At 67.4% G+C, this 26,994-nt stretch carries 1 protein-coding gene; it reads left to right on the forward strand.

Features of this window, described 5'->3' with window-relative positions; all coding sequences use genetic code 11:
- The first annotated feature begins 97 nt into the window (after positions 1–97).
- Entirely contained in the window at positions 98–26,974 is a 26,877-nt protein-coding gene (locus tag ERC79_RS00410; RefSeq protein WP_131574785.1) for a non-ribosomal peptide synthase/polyketide synthase, read from the forward strand.
- Positions 26,975–26,994 lie beyond the last annotated feature (20 nt).

The raw sequence follows: 26,994 nt of genomic DNA on the forward strand, positions 1-26,994 counted from the left end.
GATCTTTCCCGGGCTGGAAACCGTCCTCGCGGGGAGTGGATCTTGATATGGTGTGGTCTCTGTGCAACCAGGGCCTTGGGCCTTCAGGGGGCTTGCAATGAAGACGTCAGGATCGCAGGAACCCGGCAATGTCGGGTCCACTTCTCCAGACCTGTCAGCCGAGGCATTTCCACTGTCTTCGGCGCAGCGAAGCATGTGGTTTGCGCAGCAACTGACGCCCAGCGTCCCCATCTTCATCGCTCAGTACGTCTCTCTGCACGGGGACGTCGATCTCGAGCTGCTCAGCAGTGCCGCGGTCACCGCGGCGCAGGAGTTCCAGTCCCCATTCATCCGTTTGATCGACATCGACGGCGAACCCCACCAGCTCATCGATCCGAACACCGACACATCGATCGGGATCATCGACTTCCGTGAACGCGAGGACCCGGCCGCTGCTGCCCGCGAGTGGATGGACCACGACTATTCGACGCCGATCGATCTCACCCGCGATCGGCTGATCGATATGACGATCCTGCAGGTCGGGGACCGAGATTATCTGTGGTACACAAGAATTCACCACGTCGCTCTCGACGGGTACAGCGGTATGACGATGGCGAACCGCATCGCGGCGCTGTACACCGCAGCATGCGAGCATCGGGAAGCGGAGCCGAACCGTGCTCTGGATTTGCGTGAATTGCTCACCCTTGACCGGAAATACCGGTCGTCGAATCGATTTCAGGCCGACCGCGAGTATTGGGCCGATCACATCGCGGGCATCGAGGCAGGGTCCACGCTGGCGAGTGCTGATGGGCCCGCGTCGGCCATCAGCCGGTTCGCGAGTGCTCCGCTGTCCGATGCGGCAATCGAGTCCCTCGACTCGACCGATCGCCGGCTGGAGGCGACGCCGGCGTCGGTACTGATCGCGGCGTTCGCGTGCTACCTCTCACGGATGACGGGCCGGACCGATGTCCTGGTCAACATGCCGGTCTCGGCGCGAACGACTGCGCCGCTGCAGCGTTCCGGCGGAATGCTGGTGAACGTGGCGCCGCTGCGCGCGACGGTGCTGCCGAACGACACCGTGGCCGACGTCGTCGGACGCATTCAGCTCGAGCTGATGGGCGCGCTGCGTCACCAGCGGTGCAGCATCGAGGACATTCGTCGCGACGCCGGTCTGACCGGAACCGCCCGGGGGCTGGCCGGTCCGATGGTCAACGTCATGCTGTTCCATCAGCAGATCACCCTCGGGCCGATCGTCGGCGAGTACCACATCGTCACGTCGGGCCCGGTCGAGGACCTTCTGATCAATTTCGTCCAGAGCGGTACGCCGCCAAGGACATTCGTCGAGTTTCGGGCGAATCCGGCCCGGTACGGAGACGACGAGCTGCGTATCCACCACCGCCGCTTCCTGGAGCTGGTGGAGGAGTTCGTTGCAGCCGCGCCGGAAGCGCGCGTCGCCGATATCCACCCGGAGAGTTCGGCCGTCGGGGCCCGGCTGCTCCAGTCAGCAGCGCAGCTCGAGTTCTGGTCGCGGGAGCTGTCGGGGCTGCCCGACATCCTGTCCTTGCCATCGGATCGTCCACGACCGTCCCGGCGCGCACTCGTCGGGAACGAGGTGGACTTCACCATCGGACCGGAAGCCCACCGGGCACTCATCTCGATGGCCCAGGAACGTGGCTGCACTGTGTTCGCCGCCATTCATGCGGTGCTGGTGGTGCTGTTGGCGCGTCTGACCGATGTCGACGACATTGCAGTCGGCACTCCGGTGGAGGGCAGAGGGACGGCGGGGGAGTTCCGTAACACCCTGGCACTGCGAACACGGCTACGCGGCGACGAGACGTTCGATGAGTTGCTCACCGACGTGTGCACGTCCGACATCGAGGCCTTCCGCCATGCGGAGACCCCGTTCGCCCAGTTGGTGGAGGCATTGGACCGCACCCGGGAGAACGCGCATTCGCCGTTGTTCCAGGTGATGCTCGAGTTCCTGGATGGTCGAACACCGCATTTCGAGTCCGAGGACATACTGGTCCGCGGCACCGACGCCGGTCCGGACATCTCGGCGCTGGACCTGCGGCTCACAGTCCAGGAGCGGTTCGACATAGACGACGGCGACGGCGAGGACCGTCGACCGGCGGGGCTGGATGCGACCTTCGCGTACGCCACCGACATGTTCGATCGCGAGACCATCGAGTCGCTCGCCACCCGCTTCGGGCGGGTTCTCGACGTCGTGCTCGCCGACACCGACGCCGTGGTCGCGGACATCGATCTGCTCGACGACGTCGAGCGCCGGGAGCTGTCCGGGGTGTGGGGCGGTGACGGCGTGGCCCCACGCACGCTCGCAGACCTGCTCGGTGCCGCCGCCGGACTGGACCCGCACCGCACCGCACTTTCCTGCGAGGGGCAGGAGGTTTCCTACCGAGAGCTCGACGAACAGTCGAACAGGCTGGCGCGCATGCTGATCGCGCGCGGCGTCGGACCGGAATCGGTGGTGGCGCTCTCGATGCCGCGCTCGATCGAATCTGTGACGTCGGTGTGGGCTGTGGCGAAGACCGGCGCGGCCTTCGTGCCCGTCGACCCCAACTATCCGCCGGAACGAATCGAACACATGCTCACCGACTCGGGAGCGACGCTGGCGCTGACCGTCACCGCTCACGCCGATGCGGTGGCCGATACGGTGCGGACGCTGGTCCTCGATGATCCGGGCTTCGCCGACCAGGTCCGGCAGTGGTCGTCTGACTCGGTCACCGATGCCGATCGCAATGCCGAACCGCGGCTGGACCATCCTGCGTACCTGATCTACACGTCGGGTTCCACCGGTACCCCGAAGGGTGTCTCGGTCACCCACCGCGGACTTGCGAACTTCGCGGAGGACGAACGCGTCCGGTACGGCATAGGCCCCGACTCGCGCACCCTGCATTTCTCGTCGCCGAGCTTCGACGCCTCGATGCTCGAGCTCATGCTCGCGGTGGGGTCCGGCGCGACAATGGTGATTGCACCGCCGACCGTATACGGCGGCGCCGAGCTGACCCAGGTACTGCGGCAGGAACGGGTCACGCACGCCTTCGTGACACCCGCAGCACTCGGATCGGTGAACGCCGACGCGCTGGACTGCCTCGAGTGCATCATCACCGGCGGTGAGGCCTGCCCGCCGAACCTGGTGGAACAGTGGGCCCCGCGTTACCGGATGTTCAACGCGTACGGCCCCACCGAGGCCACCGTCGTGTCGAGCGTGTCCAGGCAGCTGGTTCCGGGCGAGGACGTGACGATCGGCTCCCCGCCGCTCGGGTGCGGCGCGCTGGTCCTCGATACCCGGTTGCGTCCGGTCCCGGTGGGTGTCGCCGGTGAGTTGTACATCTACGGTGCCGGGCTGGCCCGTGGATATCACGCTCGACCGGCCACCACGGCTGAGCGCTTCGTCGCGAACCCGTTCGGGGCGCCGGGTGAGCGGATGTACCGCACGGGCGACCTGGTGCGCTGGAACCGGCGCCTCCAGCTCCAGTACCTGGGCCGCACCGACTTTCAGATCAAGATTCGCGGATACCGGATCGAGCTCGGGGAAGTGGAGGCCGCGCTGCGTTCGCATCCTGCAGTCGGCTTCGCACTCGCGACCGGATATGTGGGACCGTCCGGTGACACGTTGCTGGTGGCGTATGTGCAGCCCGAGAACGATCGGGAACTACGGGGCGCGGATGTCATCGCACACACCGCCGAGATTCTTCCGTCGCACATGGTTCCCTCCAGCGTTGTCGTCCTCGATTCACTCCCGTTGACGCCGGCCGGCAAGCTGGACCGTCGGGCCCTGCCGGAGCCGCGATTCGACACCGGTACCGGAGAATTCGAGGCGCCCGCCACACTCGACGAGAAGAAGATCGCCGGCGTGTTCGCCGAACTCCTCGGCGTGGAGCGGATCGGGACCACGGACAGCTTCTTCGATCTGGGCGGCAACTCCCTCACCGCGACCCGCATCGTCGCGCGCATCAACTCGACACTCGGCACCGATCTCGGGGTCCTCGATCTGTTCGAGGCGCCGACCGTGGGTGAACTGGCCGTACGGGCGGATGCCTCCGGGCCGGGACGTGGCGGTCGACCCCCACTGGTTCCGCGCCGGCACGAAGGTCCGGTGCCGGTCTCGCTCGCCCAGCAGCGGATGTGGTTCGTCAACCAGTTCGACACTGGCTCAGCGGCGTACAACATCCCGATCGCGGTGCAGTTGAGCGGTGAGCTCGACGTCGCAGCGCTACGAGCGGCGCTCACGGACGTCCTCCAACGGCATGAGTCGCTGCGGACGGTCTTCCCGAACACCACCGACGGGCCGATCCAGGTGGTGCGGGCCGTGGCGGATATCGCGCCGGCCCTCGAACCGGTCGCGGTCACCGAGGCGGAACTGCCACAACGAGTGACGGATGCGGCGACCGCTGGTTTCGACGTCACTGCCCAGCCGCCCGTCCGGGCCGACCTGTGGCGGACCGGACCCACCGAACACGTGCTCACCCTGGTGGTCCACCACATCGCGGCCGACGGCTTGTCGATGACGCCGCTGGCACGCGACCTCATGCTCGCGTACAGCGCGCGGGCGACGAAGATGGACCCGCCGTGGCCGCCGCTCGAAGTGCAGTACGCGGACTACTCGTTGTGGCAGCGGGAATTGCTGGGCGCGGAAGACGATCCGAACAGTCTGGTGGCGCGACAACTCGAATTCTGGCGGACAACACTCGACGGTGCCCCCGACCTGCTCGAGCTCCCCACCGACCGGCCCCGTCCGCCGGAGCAGTCGATGCGCGGGGCCAGCGTCGACTTCGCGATCGCGCCACACCTGCACCGCAGGCTCCTCGATATCGCTGGTGAGTCCGACGCGAGCCTGTTCATGGTGTTGCACGCCGCGCTCGCGGTGCTGCTGGCCCGCTCGAGCGGAACCTCCGACATCACGATCGGATCCCCGGTCTCGGGCCGCGGCGAGGCCGAACTCGACAATCTGATCGGCATGTTCGTCAACACCCTGGTGCTGAGATCGCGGGTGGACCCGCAGGAGACGTTCCGGGAACTGCTCGCGCATACTCGCGCGGACGACCTTGCGGCGCTGGGGAACACCGACGTACCGTTCGAGCGGCTGGTCGAGGTGCTCGACCCCCCGCGGTCCGCGGCCTACTCACCGTTGTTCCAGGTGATGCTGGTCCTGCAGGGTGCCGAACGTAACCGGATCGAATTGCCGGGAGTCAGTGCCCACGTCACCGAGATCGAAACGGGCACCGCGAAGTTCGACATGCAGGTGATACTCACCGAAAGGTCCGACGAGGAGGGCCGGCCAGCCGCGATCGACGCAACACTGTCCTACGCGACCGATCTGTTCGATCCCGAAACGGTTGAGGCGTTCGCGGAGCGGTTCGTCCGGATCCTCGAGTCGATCACCGTCGACTCCGCGGCGAAGCTCAGCGAGATCGACATTCTCGCTGAAGGCGAACGCGAGTTGGTTCTGAGCGAATGGAACGCCACCGAACACCGGGTGCCCGATGTGACCCTGGTCGATCTCTTCGAGGATCAGGTCCGCCGGACGCCCGACGCCGTCGCGCTGGTGTTCGGGGACCAGGAACTGACCTACAGCCAGTTCGCGGCGCAGGTCCACCAGTTCGCGCGTGAACTGATTTCGCGCGGTGTCGGGCCCGAGACCTGCGTCGCGCTGGCGATACGCCGGTCACCGGAGTTACTGATCGGCATGTACGCGATAGCGGCGGCGGGCGCCGCGTACGTCCCGCTCGATCCCGATCACCCGCGGGCACGCAACGAGTACGTGCTGGCGAGCGCGCGGCCGGCATGCGTGCTCAGCACCGGCCGGGACCGCGGCGCGTTACCGGACGGCGTCGAGGTGCTCGAGATCGATCGGCTCGACCCCCGGGCACATAGTGACACCGTCGTGCAGGCCGGGGAACGCAATGGATCGCTACACCCGGCCGACCTCGCGTACGTCATCTACACATCCGGCTCGACGGGGCGGCCGAAGGGCGTCGCGGTCCCTCATGAAGCGATCGTCAACCGCCTGCTGTGGATGCAGGGCCGGTATCAGCTCACCGCGTCCGATGCGGTGGTGCAGAAGACACCCGCGACGTTCGACGTTTCGGTGTGGGAGTTCTTCTGGCCGTTGCAGACCGGTGCGCGCCTGGTGATCGCCGCGCCCGACGGACACCGCGATCCGGTGTATCTGTCGCGGCTGATCGAGGAACACGGGGTGACCGTCGCGCACTTCGTGCCCTCGATGCTGGCCGCGTTCGTCATGGGCGCCGTACCCGAACAGTACCGGTCCCTGCGCGCCGTATTCTGCAGCGGCGAGGCATTGCCGCCCGCCACCGCGTCCGCGTTCACCGAGGTCTGCGGCGCACAACTCCACAACCTGTACGGCCCCACCGAGGCCGCAGTCGACGTGACGTACCGGGAGTACACGGCGGCCGATACCGTCACCGTTCCGATCGGCGCGCCCGTGTGGAACACCATGGTCTTCGTACTCGATTCACGTCTGCACCCGGTTCCGGTCGGGGTTTCCGGTGAGCTGTATCTCGCGGGAATCCAGCTGGCCCGCGGATACATCGGTCGCCCGGATCTCACCGCGGACCGGTTCGTGGCCAACCCGTTCGGGGCGCCCGGAACCCGGATGTACCGCACGGGCGACATCGTCCGCTGGAAGAGATCGAAAGGACTCGACAACTCTCTCGAGTATCTGGGCCGTAGCGATTTCCAGGTGAAGCTCCGTGGTCTGCGCATCGAGCTCGGTGAAGTGGAGTCGGTTTTGCTGGCCGATCCGGCGGTGTCGCAGGCCGTCGTGGTGGTCCAGCGCAGCGACATCCTGGGCGAGGCACTGGTCGGGTACGTGGTCGCCCAGCAGACTGCCCAGCCACCGGCCGCCGCTGATGCCGAAATCGATCCGGTCGGTCTGCGAGATGCGGTGGCCCGGTCGCTGCCCGCCTACATGGTGCCGTCGCAGATCGTCGTACTCGACGAGCTCCCGCTCGGCACAACCGGAAAACTGGACCGTAAGGCACTGCCGGCGACCGACTTCCGGGGCCCGGAGGGCGAGTTCGTCGCCCCCCGCAACCCAGACGAGGAGATCCTTGCGTCGATCTTCGCCGACCTGGTCGGGGCGGAGCGGGTCGGCGTGTTCGACAGTTTCTTCGAGCTCGGCGGCAACTCACTGATTGCCACCCGTCTGGTGGCGCGGGTGAACTCGGCGCTCGACGCCGGCATCGGTGTCCGCGACGTCTTCGACGCCCCGACGGTGTCGGCGCTGGCGCAGCGGATCGAGTCTGCGGGCGCACTCGCCGCCGACCAGCCGCCACTGATCGCACAGGAACGTCCCCCGCTGCTTCCGGTGTCGTTGGCGCAGAAGCGGATGTGGTTCATCAATCAGTTCGATACAGCGTCGCCTGCCTACAACGTGGTGCTGCCGATCCGCCTCGACGGGGACCTCGATCTCGACGCACTGCAGGCGGCGATGTCGGATGTCCTCGACCGGCACGAGGCACTGCGGACCCGGTTCCCGATGGCTGACGGCGAGCCGACGCAGGTGGTGGTGCCGACGGCCGATGTCGCTCCCACACTGGAGCCCATCGACGTCTCCGAGCCCGAGGTCGCCGAGCGGGTTGCAGAGTTCGCCGGCTCCGGGTTCGATGTCACCGCGGCTCCGCCGGTGCGCGCGCAGCTGCTCCGTGTCGGGGCGCGGTCCCACGTCGTGGAGATCGTCATGCACCATATCTGTGCAGACGGCTTCTCGATGGCGCCGCTCGCACGCGACCTGATGAGTGCGTACGTGGCCAGAACGAGCGGGCAGGTGCCCCAGTGGACTCCGCTTCCGGTGCAGTATGCGGATTTCACGCTGTGGCAGCATCACGTGCTCGGCAGCACCGACGATCCCGAGAGTCTGCTTTCGACCCAGCTCGACTACTGGGCCCGCACTCTCGACGGTCTGCCCGAGGTGCTTGATCTGCCGACCGATCGGCCACGTCCCACGGCCCGCACGATGCGCGGGGCGGTCTGGGACTTCCAGATCGACGCCGACGTGCACCGACAGCTCGTGGCGATTGCGCGAGGCCACAATTCGACGGTGTTCATGGCGGTGCACGCTGCTCTGGCCGCGGTGCTCGCGCGGCTCGGCGACACCGACGATGTCGCGATCGGCACCCCGATCGCCGGACGCGGTGAGGCGGCGCTGGACGATGTCGTAGGCATGTTCGTCAACACGCTGGTGCTGCGGAGCCGAGTCGATTCGGATGCGACGTACTCCGAACTGCTGACCGAGGTCCGCGACACCGACCTCGCCGCCTTTCACCATGCGGACCTGCCGTTCGAGCGTCTTGTCGACGCGCTCGCGCCGGAACGGACCACCGCGCATTCCCCGCTGTTCCAGGTGATGCTCGAGTTCCGTAACAACGAACTGCCTCACCTCGAGCTGCCCGGGCTCACCGTGACCGTCGCCGATCCGGGTACCGAGATCGCGAACTTCGATCTGCAGTTGACGCTCACCGAGGATTTCGACGGAACCGGCGCTCCGGCGGGCATCACGGCAGGATTCACCTACGCGAGAGACCTGTTCGACCCGTCGACGGTGGATCGTCTCGCCGAACGGTTCGTCACGGTTCTGCGCACGGTGACCGCAGCGCCGACGGCCAGGGTCGGCGACATCGACCTGCTCAGTGCCACCGAACGCGCCGCGCTGGCCCCGGTGAACGGCGGCGTCGGGGTCCCGGCCCGCACACTGCCGGAGATCCTGGCGGCAGCGGTGGTGATCGACCCGGACGCACCGGCGGTGACGTTCGAAGGCAGCTGTCTGACGTACCGTGAGATCGACTCACGTTCGGATCGTCTGGCGCGCTTGCTGATCGACGCGGGTGTCGGACCGGAATCGGTGGTGGCACTCGCGTTCGCCCGTTCCCTCCACTCGGTTACCGCAACGTGGGCGGTGGCCAAGTCCGGGGCGGCGTTCGTGCCGGTGGATCCGAACTATCCGGCCGACCGGATCGAACACATGCTCACCGATTCCGGCGCCGCCGTCGGTCTCACAGCCACCGCGCACCGCGGCGCGCTGCCCGACGAGACCCCGTGGATCGTCGTCGACGAACCGGCGACTGCGCTGCGGCTCGAGCGGTTTGCTGCCGGGCAGGTCACCGACACCGACCGGGTGCGTCCGCTGTGCCTCGACGACCCCGCGTACCTGATCTACACGTCCGGTTCGACCGGCACTCCGAAGGGCGTCGTCGTACCGCACCGCGGGCTCGCGAACTTCGCTGCCGAGGAACGGACCCGGTTCGGGGTGACGCCCCGGGCGCGGACTCTGCACTTCTCGTCGCCGAGCTTCGACGCGTCGATCCTCGAATTGCTCCTCGCGGTCGGCGCGGGAGCCGAGATGGTGGTCGCGCCGCAGTCGGTGATCGGCGGTGACGAGCTGCGTGAGCTGCTCAGCAGTGAGCACGTCACGCACGCTTTCGTGACTCCGGCCGCGCTGGCATCGGTCGATCCCATCGGGCTCGACCGGCTCGAGTGCGTCGTCACCGGTGGCGAGGCGTGCCCGCCTGAGCTGGTAGCGCAGTGGGCGCCGGGGCGCCGGATGTTCAACGCCTACGGCCCCACCGAGGCAACAGTCGTCGCGAGTATCAGCGAACCGCTCGTCGTCGGAATGCCCGTGACGATAGGCCGCCCGCCGATGGGCACCGATGTCGTAGTCCTCGACGCGCGAATGCACCCGGTGCCCGCAGGGGTGCCGGGCGAGCTGTACATCCTCGGCAGCGGACTCGCCCGCGGCTACCATGCCCGTCCGGGCACCACCGCCTCCCGGTTCGTCGCCGCTCCGTTCGGCGACCCCGGCTCCCGCATGTACCGCACCGGCGACCTGGTGCGGTGGAACGGGTCCGGGCAGCTCGAGTACCTGGGCCGTTCCGATTTCCAAGTCAAGATTCGCGGCTTCCGGATCGAACTCGGCGAGGTCGAGTCCGCGCTGCGCCGGTACGAAGGGGTCGCCCGGGCAGTGGTGACCGTCGATGGCACCGGCCCGGCAAGCCGGCTCGTCGGATACGTCGTCCCGGAGCCGGGTGCGGAGCTCGTGCCTGCCGAGATCATCACGTTCACCGGAACGTTCTTGGCGTCGTACATGGTGCCGTCGGCGGTGATGGTGCTCGCCCAACTGCCGTTGGGGCCCGCCGGCAAGCTGGATCGGCGTGCGCTGCCCGCACCGGACTTCGGGGATGCGTCGACGGGCCGGGCGCCGAAGTCGCGTTTGGAGATGCAGCTCGCAGAGCTCTTTGCGGAGGTTCTCGGGCTCGACTCGGTGGGTGTGGACGACTCGTTCTTCGCGCTCGGTGGCGACAGCATCATGTCCATTCAGCTGGTGTCGCGCGCCAAGGAGGCGGGCCTGCAGTTCTCCCCGCGGGACGTGTTCGAGCACAAGTCGGTGGCAGCTCTCGCCGGCGTCGCGCACGCCGGCGATGCTGCCGCAGTCCTCGAAGAACTCGACGGCGGGGGAGTCGGTGACGTTCCACCGACCCCGGTTGTCCGCTGGATGCTCGAACGCGGTGGTCATCACGACCGGTTCTCGCAGGCTGCCCTTCTCACCGCGCCTGCTGGGCTCACCGATGCTGCACTGGCCGCAACCGTACAAGCGGTCCTGGACCGACACGACATGCTGCGGTCACGGTTGCGGTCAGGTGCGCACCGAATGGAGGTCGCGCTGCCGGGTTCGGTGTACGCGGAGTGGCTGATCCGGCGCGTGGTTGTCGACGCGGTCGCGGGGACCCCCGAGTTCGCCGAGCACGTGCGCACCGAACTCGATGCCGCGATGGATCGTCTCGATCCCGCTGCAGGGGACATGATCCAAGTGGTGTGGCTCGATGCGACGTCCGGTGCCGGACGGCTCCTTGTGGTCGTGCACCACCTTGCTGTCGACGGTGTTTCGTGGCGGATTCTGGTGCCCGACCTGGCTGCCGCGTGGGCGCGCGTGGCGGCAGGTGACCGACCGGATCCGGCGCCGGTGGGCACCTCGATGCGCCGGTGGGCACACGGTCTGATCGAGGCGGCGCCGCAGCGGACGGCTGAGCTCGAACTCTGGCAGCGCACACTGTCCGGGGCCGATCCGCTACTCGGGTCCCGGCCGTTGGACCCGTCGGTCGATGTCGCGGCGACCGTGGCCGAGGTGACGGTCGGAGTAACGGCGGACGTCACGGAGGCACTGCTCACCACCCTCCCGGAGGCGTTCCGGGGCAGCGTCAACGACGGACTGCTCACCGCGCTGGCGCTCGCACTGACGCGGTGGCGGCGCTTGCACGGCATCGACGTCGATGACGCACTTGTCACTCTCGAGGGCCACGGCCGCGAGGACCAGGTGCTGCCCGGAGCCGACCTGGGACGCACCGTCGGCTGGTTCACCACCCTGTTTCCCGTCCGGCTCGAGCTGTCCGGAATAGACGTCGACGACGCGTTCACCGGTGGCTGTGGTGCCGGCGCCGCGGTGAAGGCCGTCAAGGAACAACTGCTCGCGGTGCCCGACCACGGCATCGGGTACGGCATGCTGCGGTACCTGAACCCGGAGACCGAGCTCGAGCTGCGCCGGCTTCCGGCGCCGCAGGTGAGCTTCAACTATCTCGGCCGACTCAGCGCCGCCCAGGTTCCGGACGGGTTGCGCGATGTGGGCTGGGTACCCACCGACGATGCAGACCTGAACGTCCTGCAGGACTCGGACCGGCCGGTGGCCGCAGTGCTCGACATCAATGCGGTAACCACGGACGGCCCGGACGGGCCTCAGCTGACTGCGACGTGGGCGTTCCCGGCGGGGGTCCTGGCCGCGAACGAAGTCCAGGAGGTGGCCGGACTGTGGACCGACGCGCTGGTGGGTCTGGCCCGCCACGTCGCCCGGCCCGGCGCAGGCGGCGTCACCCCGTCAGACCTCGACCTGGTATCCCTCGACCAGCCGGAAATCGAACGGCTCGAGCAACGATTCCCGGCGCTGGCGGACGTGTGGTCACTGTCGCCACTGCAGTCTGGGCTGTTGTTCCATGCGCGGTTGGCAGACCGTTCAGTGGACTCGTACCTGGTGCAGCTGATGCTCGATGTCCGCGGCGCGGACCCTGCAAGGCTGCGGCGGGCAGGGCAATCGATGCTCGACCGTCATCCGAACCTGCGCGCGGCGTTCGTGACCGGGTCCGACGGATCGGCCCTGCAAGTGATCCAGAGCGGAATCGTGGTGCCGTGGCGCGAGATCGACCTGTCCGAACTCGACGAACCTGTGCGGGCAACGGAATTGGCCCGGCTACTCGAGGCTGACCGTGCGGATCGCTTCGACATGACGATGGCGCCGCTGCTGCGGTTCCTGCTGGTACGAACCGGACCCGACGAGCACCGGCTGGTCCTCACCAACCATCACATCCTGCTCGACGGGTGGTCGACGCCGCTGTTGCTGCAGGAGTTGCTGACGCTGTACGCGACCGACGGTGACCGTTCGGTTCTGCCGCGGGTCCAGTCCTATCGCGAGTATCTGTCGTGGCTCGCGGCGCAGGACTCCGAGGCCTCGACACAGGCCTGGACTCGGGCGCTGGCCGGGGTCGAGGAGCCGACTCTGATCGCGCCGCTGAATCGGGGCCGCGAGCAGGCCACTGTGCCGGACGAGGTCACCGTCGCACTCGATTCCGAACGGACACAGCGGCTCGGCGCTACGGCGCGGCAGTGGGGGGTAACCCTCAACACGATGGTGCAGACCGCATGGGCGATTGTGCTCGGTGCCATGACAGGTCGCGACGATGTGGTGTTCGGCGGCACCGTCTCGGGACGGCCGCCGCAGATCGACGGTATCGAGTCGATGATCGGTCTGTTCATCAACACGCTCCCGGTGCGGATTCGAATCGATCCGCGGGAGCCGGTCGGCGACCTGCTGCGCCGCGTACAGGCCGAACAGGCCGAACTTCTCGATCACCACGATGTGGGGCTGACGGAGATTCAGGACGCTGTCGGTCCCGCGCTCGGCTTCGACACACTGACGGTGTTCGAGTCGTATCCAGTCGACCGCGAGGCGCTGAGCCGGGCGGACTCCGATATCGCTGGACTACGGGTCGTGCACATCCATGAAGGCTCGGATGCGGCGCACTACCCGATTACGCTCGTCGCCTCCTCCGGTTCATCGGACTCCGGAGACGAGCGGCTCCGGATGAAGCTGAAGTTCCTGCCCGACCTGTTCGACCGCGGGCAGGCTCAGGCCCTCGCAGACCGGGTCGCGCGGGTGCTGGTCGAGATATCCGACGACCCGCGGGTGGTGCCCGCCCAGCTGCGGCTGCTCTCCGATGCAGAGTGGGACGAGCTGGTGCCGGTCCACGGCCGGCCGGGCGGATCGCAGCGGACGCTGCCGGATCTCCTCGGTGCCGCGGCGGCCGCCGCCCCGGAGGCAGTGGCGCTGGTCGCCGCGGGTGTCGAGGTCACCTATCGCGATCTCGACGAACGGTCCAATCGAATGGCGCGGGTTCTCCTTGATGCGGGAATCGGTCCGGAAACATTTGTTGCCCTGGGTATTCCGCGGTCGATCGACTCGGTGGTGGCGGTGTGGGCGGTGACGAAGACCGGCGCGGCATTCGTGCCGGTGGACCCGAACTACCCGCCCGACCGGATCGCATTCATGCTCGCCGACTCGGAATCGACACTGGGCCTGACGGTGACGACGGCTCGTGATCGGCTACCGGACGCGGTGCCGTGGACGGTGCTCGACGGCGCAGGCTTTACGGCGCGGTGCGACGCGCAGTCAGCGGAGCCGGTCACCGATGACGATCGGCCAGCACGATTGCAGTTCGCGCATCCCGCCTATGTGATCTATACGTCCGGCACAACCGGAGTCCCGAAGGGTGTCATAGTCACTCACGCGGGGATCGACAATCTGTCCGAAGAATACCGGGCGCGGTTTGCCACGCAACCGTCCTCGCGGACGCTGCACTTCTCGACGCCGAGCTTCGATGCCTCGGTGCTCGACTATCTGCTGGCATTCGGCGCGGGCGCCACAATGATCATCGCGCCGCCGAACGTGTACGGCGGCGCGGACCTGGCGCAGCTGATCCGGGACGAACACGTCTCGCACGCGTTCATCACCAGCGCTGCCGCCGCCACCGTCGATCCCTCCGGTCTCGACGAGTTCGTCGAGGTCATGGTTGGCGGCGAGGCGTGCCCGCCGGAACTGGTGGCCCGGTGGGCGCCCGGTCGGCGCTTCTACAACGGCTACGGCCCCACCGAAGCAACGGTGATGTCGAATGTCAGCGCCCCGCTCGTCACCGGCGAGACCGTCACGATCGGTGTGCCACTGCGCGCGGTATCGGAACTGGTGCTCGACGCGAGTCTGCGACCCGTCCCCGAGGGAGTGCCCGGCGAGTTGTACATTGCCGGGCCGGGGCTGGCCCGTGGCTACCACCGTCGTCCGGGACTGACCGCCGAGCGCTTCGTCGCCAACCCGCACGGCGCGCCGGGTGAACGGATGTACCGCACCGGCGACGTGGTGCGGTGGCGGCCCGGTCACACAGTCGAATACATCGGCCGGAATGACTTCCAGGTGAAGATCCGCGGCTTCCGTATCGAACTCGGCGACATCGACAACGCGTTCGGTGATCATCCGGCGATCCGGTTCGCTGTCACGCTCGGCCGCCCAGGCCCGGCCGGACAGACCGCACTGGTCACCTATGTGCTGCCGATCGACGGCGAACGACCCGAGCCGGGCGAATTGCGCGATTTCGTCGCCGAGCGACTGCCCTCGCACATGGTGCCGGCCAGCGTGATGGTGCTCGACGAGCTCCCTTTGACACCGATAGGCAAGCTCGATCGGTCCGCGCTGCCGGAGCCGGAGTTCCTGCCTTCCGGGACGACGTTCCGGGCACCGACGAACCCACTCGAACAGGCCGTCACGGAAGTGTTCGCCCAGGTCCTCGGAATCGAGCGAGTCGGTGTCGACGACAGCTTCTTCGACCTCGGCGGCAATTCGCTGATCGCGACACGGGTGATTGCGCGCCTGTCCTCGGCGCTCGGTGTCGACATCGGAGTGCGGGCTCTGTTCGAGGCGCCCGATGCACATCGGCTCGCCCGGTGGATCGGTGACCAGCAGTCAGTGGCGGCGCGTCCGCCGCTGGTGGCGGCGCCGCGGCCCGATCGTGTCCCGCTGTCGTTGGCGCAGAAGCGGATGTGGTTCATCAATCAGTTCGATCCGGACTCGGCGGCCTACAACATTCCGCTGGCTGTGCGGCTGTCCGGGAACCTCGATGTAACGGCGCTGCGCGCGGCTGTCGGTGACGTGCTCACCCGGCACGAGTCGTTGCGGACCTTCTTCCCCTCCGAACACGGGGAACCGGTACAGATGACAGTCCCGGCGGCAGAGGCGATCCCGGACCTGACGGTGGCCGACATCCCGGCTTACGAAGTGCCCGAGAGAGTGGCCGAGCTGATCTCTCAGGGCTTCGACGTCACCGATGTGGTCCCGGTCCGGGCACTGCTCCTGCGACTGAGTCCCACCGAACACGTGCTCTCGATCGTGGTTCACCATATCTGCGCCGACGGTTTCTCGATGGCGCCGCTAGCGCGGGACGTCATGACCGCGTACGTCGCCCGCACCGGCGGGCACCTGCCGCAGTGGGCGCCCTTGCCGGTGCAGTATGCGGACTTCGCGCTGTGGCAGACCGACATGCTGGGTTCGGAGGACGATCCGGATTCGCTGATCAGCGAGCAACTGTCTTTCTGGACCGAGGCACTTGCCGGGCTGCCCGACGCCATCGCACTGCCCACCGACCGACCCCGGCCCGCCCAGCAGGGCTTCGTCGGAGCTCGGGCGCAGTTCGACATTCCGGCCGATGTGCACCGTGCGCTCGCGGAACTGGCCCGCAGGCAGGGCGCGACGATGTTCATGGCCACGCACGCCGCCCTGGCATTGTTACTCGCCAAACTCAGCGGCACTGACGACATTGCGATCGGCACCCCGATCGCCGGACGCGGTGAGGCCGAACTCGACGACCTGGTAGGGATGTTCGTCAATACGTTGGTGCTGCGTACACACGTTGACGGCCGAGTGGGATTCGGCGAACTTCTCACTCACGCCAGGGAATTCGACCTCGGTGCGTTCGGGCACGCGGACCTGCCGTTCGAACGTCTCGTGGATGTGCTCGCCCCGGAGCGGTCGACTGCGCATTCACCGCTGTTCCAGGTGATGCTCGAATTCCAGAACAACGAGCTGCCCCGACTGGAACTGCCCGGGCTGGTGGTCGAGCCGGTCGATACGGAACTCGCGGTTGCGAAGTTCGACCTGCAGCTCACGCTCGCCGAACAGACCGACGAGCACGGGGTCCCCGCCGGCATCACCGCCGCATTCACCTACGCCACCGACCTGTTCGACCCGGACACCGTCCACGACCTCGGGCAGCGGTTCGTGCGCCTGCTCACCGCGGTCACCGATGATCCGACTCGCCCGACCGGCGATGTCGAGATCACAACAGCCGCCGAACGGGCGATGCTGCTCTTCGATTGGAACATGCCGGGCGCGGTCACGCCGAGCGGGTCGCTCGCCGACCGAGTCACGGCGTCCGCCGCACGCTTTGCCGAGTCCCCAGCGGTCACTTGCGAGGGAGTCACCCTCACCTATGCCGAGCTGGATGCCCGGGCCAACCGGCTGGCGCGGCACCTGGTCGATCTCGGAGTGGGGCCGGAATCACTCGTCGCGGTGGCGTTGCCCCGTTCCGCGGACCTGATTGTGGCACTGCTCGCGGTGATCAAGGCCGGCGGCGGCTACCTGCCGTTGGATGTCACCTATCCGACCGACAGGCTGGAGTTCATGCTCGCCGACTCGGTGCCGGTCTGCGTGCTCACCACCGAGGCGGACTCGGCGAGCCTGCCGGCGGTGGCGGCGGTACCGCATGTGCTGCTCGACACCGCGGAAACAGTGGCTGCGATCGGTGCGCGGTCGGCGCAACCGATCACCGATGCGGACCGGTCGGCGCCACTGCGCCCCGAGGATGTCGCGTACGTCATCTACACTTCCGGCTCCACCGGCCGGCCGAAGGGTGTGCAGGTTTCCCATCGCAATGTGCTCACACTGTTCGAGAACACCGCGGCCACTTTCGGATTCGACGAGACGGACGTGTGGACGATGTTCCACTCGTATGCATTCGACTTCTCGGTGTGGGAACTGTGGGGCCCGTTGCTGCACGGCGGGCGGCTCGTCGTCGTCGACTTCTTCACCGCGCGGTCGCCGGAAATGTTCCTCGACCTGCTGCGTACTGAGGGCGTGACGGTTCTGAACCAGACCCCGACCGCGTTCTACCAGCTCGCTGAGGCCGACCGGATCTCTGGCGAGGGCGGACCCGGTCTGGCGCTGCGGTACGTGATCTTCGGCGGCGAGGCGCTCGACCTGGGACAGCTCTCGCGTTGGTACACCCGGCATCCGGACACCTCGCCGGCGCTCGTGAACATGTACGGCATCACCGAGACGACCGTCCACGTCACGGAACTCGAGCTGGACCGCGACTTCGCAGCCGAGGCTTCGGCAAGCGTCATCGGACGCGCGATACCTGGTCTGCGGGTTGCGGTGCTCGACGCCCGGCTGCACCCGGTACCGCCGGGGGTAACCGGCGAAATGTATGTTTCCGGCGACCAGGTGACCCGAGGCTATCTGGGCCGATGCGCACTGACTGCAGGCCGCTTCGTTGCAGATCCATTCGGCTGCAACGGCTCCCGGATGTACCGCACCGGTGATCTGGCTCGTTGGAACCGGGACGGGCAGCTCGAGTATCTCGGCCGCAGCGACTTCCAGGTGAAGGTTCGTGGCTTCCGGATCGAACTCGGCGAGATCGAGTCGGTGCTGCTGAGCTACCCGGGTGTCGCGCAGGCCGTGGTGACGGTGCACGAAGAACCCCGTGGCGCAGTCCGGCTCGTCGGCTACGTCGTGCGTGAACAGGGTGAACTCGACTACCCCGAGGGCGTCACGGAAATCGAGCCGGAGGCCGTGCTCGATTACGTGGGCGCGCAGTTGACGTCGTACATGGTGCCCGCCGCGCTCGTCGTGCTCGACGAGCTTCCGGTCACCGCGAATGGCAAGCTGGACCGCAAAGCACTGCCGGAGGCGGACTTCGGCCAGCGCGCTACCTCGAGCCGCGACCCACAGACCGACAGCGAACGAACCCTCGCGGGATTGTTTGCGGAGGTTCTCGGGCTCGACTCGGTGGGTGTGGACGACTCGTTCTTCGCGCTCGGTGGCGACAGCATCATGTCCATTCAGCTGGTGTCGCGCGCCAAGGAGGCGGGCCTGCAGTTCTCCCCGCGGGACGTGTTCGAGCACCGGACGGTCGCCGGACTGGCCGCAGTCTCGACAGCGACCGGCGCCGCCGACCAGATCCGGCTCGAGGAACTGCCAGGCGGCGGGGTGGGGGAGTTCCCGGCAACCCCGATAGTGCACTGGCTGTTGGGCCGCGGCGGCGACCTTCGCCGGTACACCCAGACTGCGCTGCTCACCCTGCCGGCCGCGATGGACCGGATTCAGCTCGAACGCACTCTGCAGTCTGTCATCGACCGGCACGACCTACTCCGCGCGCGATTGCACACCGATTCCGCCGGTTCCGACCCGACGATGGAGGTACGACCGGTCGGTGCGGTGGAGGCAGGTGGACTGCTCACTCGGGTAGCGGTCGAGCAGCCGACAGGGCCCGCGTTCACCGACGTCGCCGGTGCCGCACTCGATGCCGCGGCTGGCCGGCTGGACCCGGTCAACGGAATCATGTTGCAGGCGGTGTGGTTCGACGCCGGTCCGGACACCGGTGGCCGACTGCTGTTGGTGGTGCACCACCTCGCCGTGGATGGCGTCTCGTGGCGGATCCTGGTCCCAGATCTTGCGTCCGCTTGGTCGCAGGTAGTCGCCGGGGAAGTTCCCGAACTACCCGCCACCGGCACCTCGATGCGGCGCTGGGCGCACGGATTGGCAGAGGCCGCCGTCGCAGGTGTGCCGGGTCGTGGCCGCGAGCTGGACCTGTGGCGTCGGATGCTCGCCGCGGTCGACCCAGTGATCGGCGCACGACCGCTGGACCCGGCGGTCGATGTCAACGCCACGGTGGAAAAGGTGTCGGTGGAAGTGCCCACGTCGGTCACCGAGGCGCTGCTCACGACACTGCCCCAGGCGTACCGGGGCAGCGTCAACGACGGTCTGCTGACCGGGCTCGCGATGGCGCTGACCCGCTGGCGCCGCACCCGCGGCGTCGAGACCGACACCGCACTGGTCAATCTCGAGGGGCACGGCCGCGAGGACCACGTGGTCCCCGGCGCCGACCTGGGTAGAACCGTCGGATGGTTCACCACGATCTTCCCGGTTCGGTTGGATCTCGACGGCATCGATCTCCACGACGCCTTCGACTCCGGCCCGGCGGCAGGTGCCGCAGTGAAGGCGGTCAAGGAACAGTTACTGTCCATCCCGGATCACGGCATCGGATTCGGCATGCTCCGCTACCTGGATCCGCAGGCGGCACCGATCCTGGCAGCATTGCCGGTACCGCAGGTCAGTTTCAACTACCTCGGCCGGCTCGGCGGCACCTCGGACGGAACCGACGGGGTCGGCTGGATCCCGGTGGGCGACATCGAACTCGGCGACAAGCCCAGCCCAGGCATGCCGGTCGCCGCAGTCCTCGACGTCAACGCCGTGGTCACCGACACCGCCGACGGCCCGAAGCTCCGGGCGACGTGGTCGTTCCCGAGCGGGGTCCTCGCCCATGTCGACGTCGGTGAACTTGCCGACCTGTGGGTACGGGCGCTGACCGCGCTGGCCCGTCATGCGGACCATCCCGGCGCGGCCGGCCTGACCCCGTCCGATCTGGAACTGGTGGACCTCGATCAGCGCGCGATCGAACGGCTCGAGACACGGTATCCGGCCATGTCCGATGTGTGGTCACTGTCGCCGCTACAGGCCGGCCTGCACTTCCATGCAATGTTCTCCGACGACTCCGTCGACGCGTACCTGGTTCAGTTGACCCTCGACCTCGGCGGCAAGGTCGATCCCCAGCGACTCCGGCGCGCCGGTCAGGCACTCCTGGACCGGCATCCGAATCTGCGGGCAGCTTTCGTCCAGCAGGCCGATGATGACGGAGGGGTCGGCAGCGCGATCCAGGTGGTGTGCGACGGCGTCCAGTTGCCGTGGACCGACGTCGACCTCTCCCACCTCGACACCGATACTCGCGCCCGGCGATTCGACGAGCTGGTGCACGCCGACCGCCTCACCAAGTTCGACCTTGCCACCGCACCCGCGATCCGGATGATGCTGTGCAACATGGGTGACGGCGGGTATCGCCTGGTCGTGACGAACCACCACATCCTGCTCGACGGCTGGTCGACGCCGCTGGTGCTGCGTGATCTGCTCACTCTGTACGCCACGGACGGCGATGCATCTGCGCTGCCGCGCGTCCACCCGTACCGCGACTACCTCGCATGGATGGCACGGCAGGATGCATCCGAATCAGCCGCGGCATGGCGGCGTGCCCTGGTGGGACTCGAGGAACCCACCCTGCTGGCGGGGGCCACCCGGCGGGACAGTTCGACGGGCACCGACGAACTCGAGGTGACGCTGCCCGAGGAACAGACCGATACACTGCGGTCGCTCGCTCGGGAGCGAGGTCTCACACTCAACACCATCGTGCAGGCCGCGTGGGGAATCGTGCTGGGCAAGTTGACCGCCCGTGACGACGTTCTGTTCGGCGGTACTGTGTCGGGACGCCCGCCGCAGATACCCGGCATCGAATCGATGGTGGGTTTGTTCATCAACACGCTGCCCGTGCGGGTAACGCTCGATGCAACCGAAACTCTCGGTTGTCTCCTCGACCGGATCCAGCGTGAGCAGGCGGCGCTGATGGACCACCACTATCTGGGTCTGGCCGACATTCAGAAGGCAACCGGACCGGCAACCGCGTTCGACACGCTGACCGTCTTCGAGTCGTATCCCGTGGACCGGGCGGCATTGACCGCCGACACGGACATTGCCGGTCTCCGGGTCGTCGGTATCGACGGCCGGGACGCCGCACACTACCCACTGTCTCTGGTCGCGTCAGCGGATGCCCGGCTCAACCTCAAGTTCGAGTACTTCCCGCAGTACTTCGACCGCGCGGCCGTCGAGTCGATCGCCACCCGGGTCGAGGTGGTCCTCGACCAGCTGGCGACCGATCCGGAACAGCAGCTGGCACAGCTCGACCTGCTGACCGAATCCGAACGCCGGGACCTGACTCCGGTACTCGGGCCGCACGGCGGATCGTCGCGCACACTGCCGCAGATCTTCACCGATGCGGCGGCGATCGATCCGGAGGCGACAGCACTGACATACGCGGGACGCGACGTGACCTACCGCGAGTTGGACGAGGACTCCTCACGCATCGCCCGTGTGCTGATCGACCAGGGAGTCGGACCCGAGTCCTTGGTGGCCTTGGGTATTCCCCGCTCCATCGAGTCAGTGCTCGCGGTGTGGGCGGTCGCAAAGGCTGGTGCCGCGTTCGTGCCCATCGACCCGAACTACCCCCTCGAACGGATCGAGCACATGCTCGCCGACTCCGGTGCCGGGCTGGGGCTCACCGTCGAGGCACACCGGCACGACCTGCCGGACACCGTCACGTGGATCACCCTCGAGGACCCCGAGTTCCGAGCCGAATGCACCGCCCGATCCGCAGCTCCGGTCACCGATACCGACCGAATCTCCGCGGTGGGACTCGAGCACGCCGCCTACGTCGTCTACACGTCGGGTTCGACCGGCCGGCCCAAGGGGGTCGTCGTGACTCACCGGGGACTGGACAACTTCGCGCGAGATCAGAAGGCACGGTTCGGCGCGACGTCTGCGTCACGCACGCTGCACTTTGCGACACCGAGTTTCGACGGCGCGGTATTCGAGTACCTGCAGGCGTTCGGTGTCGGCGCGACGATGGTGATCGCGGAGCCCACCGTGTTCGGCGGAGCCGACCTGGCCCGTGTCATCAGCACAGGTCACGTCACCCACGCATTCATCACGACCGCGGCGCTCTCGACCGTCGACCCAACCGGGCTCGGAGAGTTCCGGCATGTCGCGGTCGGCGGGGAGGCATGTCCATCGGACCTGGTGACCCGCTGGGCGCCGGGGCGGGAGTTGCACAACGCCTACGGACCTACCGAGACGACGATCATGTCGAACATCAGCGCACCCATGACCGCGGGTGCACCGATCACGATAGGTGGCCCCATCCGGGGGGTCGGTGAGGTAGTTCTCGACGGACAGCTGCTCCCGGTCCCGGTAGGTGTGCCAGGCGAGCTCTACATCACTGGCCTCGGGCTGGCCCGCGGGTATCACCGCAGGCCCGGTCTGACCTCCGAACGCTTCGTGGCGAATCCGTACGGTAAGCCGGGGGAGCGGATGTACCGGACCGGCGACATAGTGCGCTGGCGCGCCGATCACACGATCGAGTATGTGGGCCGATCGGACTTCCAAGTCAAGGTGCGTGGCTTCCGGATAGAACTGGGTGAGGTCGACGCCGCGCTCATGGCCGATCCAACGGTCGGTTTCGCGGTGACACTCGGAGTGCCCGGCCCGGCCGGTGACACGGTGCTCGCGTCGTACGTGGTGCCCCGGGTGGGCAGTACCGTCGACCCGTCCGCTCTCACCGCGCAGCTGTCGAACCGACTGCCCGCGCACATGGTTCCGGCGGCGGTGACGGTGCTCGACGACATCCCGCTGACCCCGGTCGGCAAGCTCGACCGCGCTGCCCTACCCGAACCGGATTTTGCCTTCGCCACCAACGAATTCCGGGCACCCACCAACCCCCTCGAGTACACCATCTCGGATGTCTTCGCCGAGGTGCTCGGGGTGGAGCGGGTCGGTGCTCTCGACAGCTTCTTCGAACTCGGTGGCAACTCCCTGATCGCCACCCGGGTCACCGCGCGGCTCAGCGGCGCTCTCGATGCGGACATCCCGGTCCGTGCGCTGTTCGAGGCGCCCACGATTCACAGTCTCGCGCAGTGGATTGCGCGGGAGACCACGACCGGTACTGGCCGCCCCGAACTCGGGCCCCGCGAACGGCCGGAGCGGATACCGCTCTCGCTTGCCCAGCAACGGATGTGGTTCATCAATCAGTTCGACACGGCGTCACCGGCATACAACATCCCGATGGCCGTCAACCTCTCGGGCCACCTCGATGTCGCGGCTCTTCGTGCGGCCGTCGGCGATGTCCTCGAACGCCACGAGGCACTGCGCACCGAGTACCCCGTCGTCGACCAAGAGCCGAGTCAACGGGTGATCCCCGCCGGGGATGTTCTCACCGATCTGACGCCGGTGCAGGTGTCCGGGGACGACGAACTGCGCGCGCGGATCACCGCATTCGCATCCGCTGGCTTCGACGTGACCACTGCGCCCCCGGTACGGGCAGAACTACTGGAAACCGGGCTCGACGAGCATGTGCTGGTGATCGTCGCCCATCACATCTGCGCCGACGGTTACTCGATGGCCCCGCTCGGCCGGGACGTGATGGCCGCGTACACGGCCCGCGCCGCCGGGTCGGTCCCGCAGTGGTCGCCGCTGCCGGTGCAGTACGCCGACTACACGTTGTGGCAGCACGAACTGCTCGGCTCGGACAGCGACCCCGATTCGCTCCTCAACCGCCAGCTGCGGTTCTGGACCGACGAGCTCGCCGGTCTGCCCGACGTGATCCAGCTGCCGACCGACCGGCCGCGGCCGGTTCAACAAACGTTCCACGGCGGTCGCATCGAGTTCAGGATCGACGCCGACCTGCATACGCGGATCACCGCGCTGGCACACCGCCACGAAGCGAGCATGTTCATGGCAATGCACGCCGCGCTCGCGACGCTGCTTGCGCGCCTCGCCGACACCGATGACATCGCGGTCGGCACCCCGATCGCCGGCCGCGGCGAGATCGCCCTCGACGAGCTGGTGGGTATGTTCGTCAACACGCTGGTGCTGCGCACCAGCGTCGATCACGGAGCCTCGTTCGACGAACTGCTGCGCCGCGTCCGGGAATCCGACCTCGCCGCCTTCGGGCATGCCGAGGTTCCGTTCGAACGGCTGGTGGAGGAACTCAACCCGCCACGGTCCACGTCGTATTCGCCGCTCTTCCAGGTTTCGATCGAATTCCAGAACAATGAACGCCCTCGGCTCGAGCTGCCCGGCCTCGTGGTCGAGGGATTCGGGATCGACGCGCAGGTGGCGAAGGAGGACCTGGAACTCGTCCTCGCCGAGGAGTTCACCGACGACGGAGCCCCGGCCGGGATCAAGGCGTCCCTCGATTTCGCAACCGACCTGTTCGACGCGTCCACCGTCCGAGGATTCGCGGAGCGCTTCGTGCGCATCCTCGAGGCCGTCACCACGGACGCGGCGCTCTCGGTCGGGGACATCGAGATCCTCGACAGCGCGGAGCTCGCGGAACTGGCGCCCGCGCACGGCCGCAACGACGTCTCGCCCCACGTATGGCCCGAACTGCTCTCGACCGCTGCGGCACGCGACCTCGACGCGGTCGCGCTGTCGTATCTCGGACACCAAGTGACCTATCGCGAGCTCGACGAGCGTTCCAACCGGCTGGCCCGGGTGCTCAGCGGACGTGGTGTGGGACCGGAGACGTTCGTTGCACTGGGCATGCCGCGCTCGGTGGAGGAAGTGATGTCGATCTGGGCGGTGGCGAAGGCGGGCGCCGCCTTCGTCCCGGTGGACCCCAACTACCCGGCCGAGCGTATTGCCCACATGCTCACCGATTCGGGAGCTGCCGTCGGGCTGACCACATCGGCGCTGCGCGAACGATTGCCCGACACAGTTCCGTGGCTGGTGCTCGACGACACGGACTTCGAGGACCGGATGGCCGCCGTGTCTGCAGGTCCGGTCACCGACGCCGACAGGACCGCGCCGCTGCACTTGACGCATCCCGCGTACCTGATTTACACATCAGGCTCGACGGGCCTGCCGAAGGGCGTCATCGTCACTCACGTCGGGATCGCGAATCTCACCGCGGAGGAGAGGAACCGCTTCAGCGTGACGCAGCAGTCACGAGTCTCGCACCTCGCATCACCCAGCTTCGACGCCTCGGTGTTCGAGATGATGATGGCGTTCAGCGCCGGTGCCCGGCTGGTCATCGTGCCGCCGACGGTCTACGGCGGCGCAGAGCTTGCCGAGCTGCTGGTTCGGGAGGGCGTCACCCACGCGTTCATCACCCCGACAGCGCTGGCCTCGATAGACGAGGATGGGCTCGACTCATTGCGGGTGCTTGCCGTCGCCGGCGAGGCCTGCCCGCCGGAGCTGGTCGCCAAATGGGCGCCCGGACGTCGGATGTTCAACGGCTACGGCCCCACGGAGACGACGATTCAGGCGAGCGTCAGCGCGCCGATGCAACCCGGAGAGGTCGTCAACATCGGCGGACCTGCCATCGGATTCGGCGAGACCGTGCTCGACGGCCGGCTGCGGCCGGTTCCGGTCGGGGTGCCCGGCGAGCTGTACATCTCGGGCCCGGGCCTCGCCCGCGGTTACCACAACCGTCCGGGACTGACCGCCGAGCGGTTCGTCGCCAACCCGTTCGGCGATCCCGGCGAACGGATGTACCGCACCGGCGACGTGGTGCGATGGCGGCCGGATCACACGATCGAGCACATCGGGCGGTCGGACTTCCAGGTCAAGGTCCGCGGCTTCCGGATCGAGCTCGGCGAGATCGACGCGGTGCTCACGCGGCACCCCGCCGTCACATTCGCGGCGACGCTGGGCCACGTCGGGCCCTCCGGGGACACGCTGCTGGCGTCCTACGTCCGTCCGGTCGAGGGTCACACCGTCGAGCCGCGCGACCTGCGGGCACATGTCGCCGCCCAGTTGCCGGCACACATGGTGCCGTCGGCGGTGGTCGTCCTCGACGACATCCCGCTCACTCCCGTCGGTAAACTCGACCGGCGAGCGCTGCCGACACCCGACTTCAATTCGCTCACAACCGAATTCCGGCCACCGACGACGGCGACGGAGCGTGCCGTGACCGAGGTGTTCGCCGATGTCCTCGGCGTCGAGCACGTCGGGATCGACGACAGCTTCTTCGATCTGGGCGGCAACTCGATCATCGCGACCCGCCTGATGTCCGCGCTGCAGTCCCGCCTCGGCCGTCAGCTCCCACTGCAGACGATGTTCCTCGACCCGACACCGTCCGGGCTGGCCCGACGGATCGATCTTCCGGTCGGGCACTTGGGGCGCGGCGCGTCGCCGGTCGACGATGCGCTCGGTGTGATGATCCCGCTCCGACCGAATGGTGATCGGCCGCCACTGTTCTGCGTCCACCCCGGTATCGGATTGTCGTGGGGCTACGCGGGCCTGGTTCAGCACCTTGCGAAGGACCGGCCGGCGTACGGGCTCCAGTTGCCGCTGTTGAGCGGTGGGCCGGACTTCGGGTCCGTCGACCAGCTCGCACACCGGTACGTCGAGGAGATCCGGGTAGTCCAGCCGCACGGGCCGTATCACCTACTCGGGTGGTCGCTCGGTGGTGTCATCGCGCATGCCATGGCCGTCGAGTTGCGCAATGCCGGTGACGAGGTCGAGACGCTCGCGATCATGGACAGCTACCTCACCGAGGGGGAGGAGGACGTCGAACGGCTCACGGTTGCGGAGCTGCTCGAGGGACTGGGGCTGGACCTGGCGTCGTTCGGTGACGTCACGGACCTGAGCTACGCCCGTGCGGTGGAGTTGCTCGACGAATCACTCGGACAGCGAACCGGCCTGACACCCGAGCACCTCAAGCGCATCAACGACGGCTTCACCACGTCGGCCAACATCATGAACCAATACTCACCGGCTGTGTTCGATGGCGACCTGCTGTTCTTCACTGCCGGTCAGGGTGATGGCAGTAGCGATGCGGGACAGGAGCATTCACCACAGGTGTGGAGGCCGGTGATCTCCGGTCGGATCCGGGAGTTCACGATCGACTGCGAACACAATCAGATGATCGAACCGGCCGCGCTGGCCGAAATCGGTCCACTACTCGAGGAATACCTCATTACGCACTGAAATCGGTCCTGCCACAACAA

The sequence above is a fragment of the Rhodococcus sp. ABRD24 genome (assembly GCF_004328705.1).
Classification (GTDB): domain Bacteria; phylum Actinomycetota; class Actinomycetes; order Mycobacteriales; family Mycobacteriaceae; genus Prescottella.

Excerpts from the sequence above, each read along its gene's own strand:
- ERC79_RS00410 (WP_131574785.1), top strand. The coding sequence starts at position 98 with ATGAAGACGTCAGGATCGCAGGAACCCGGCAATGTCGGGTCCACTTCT.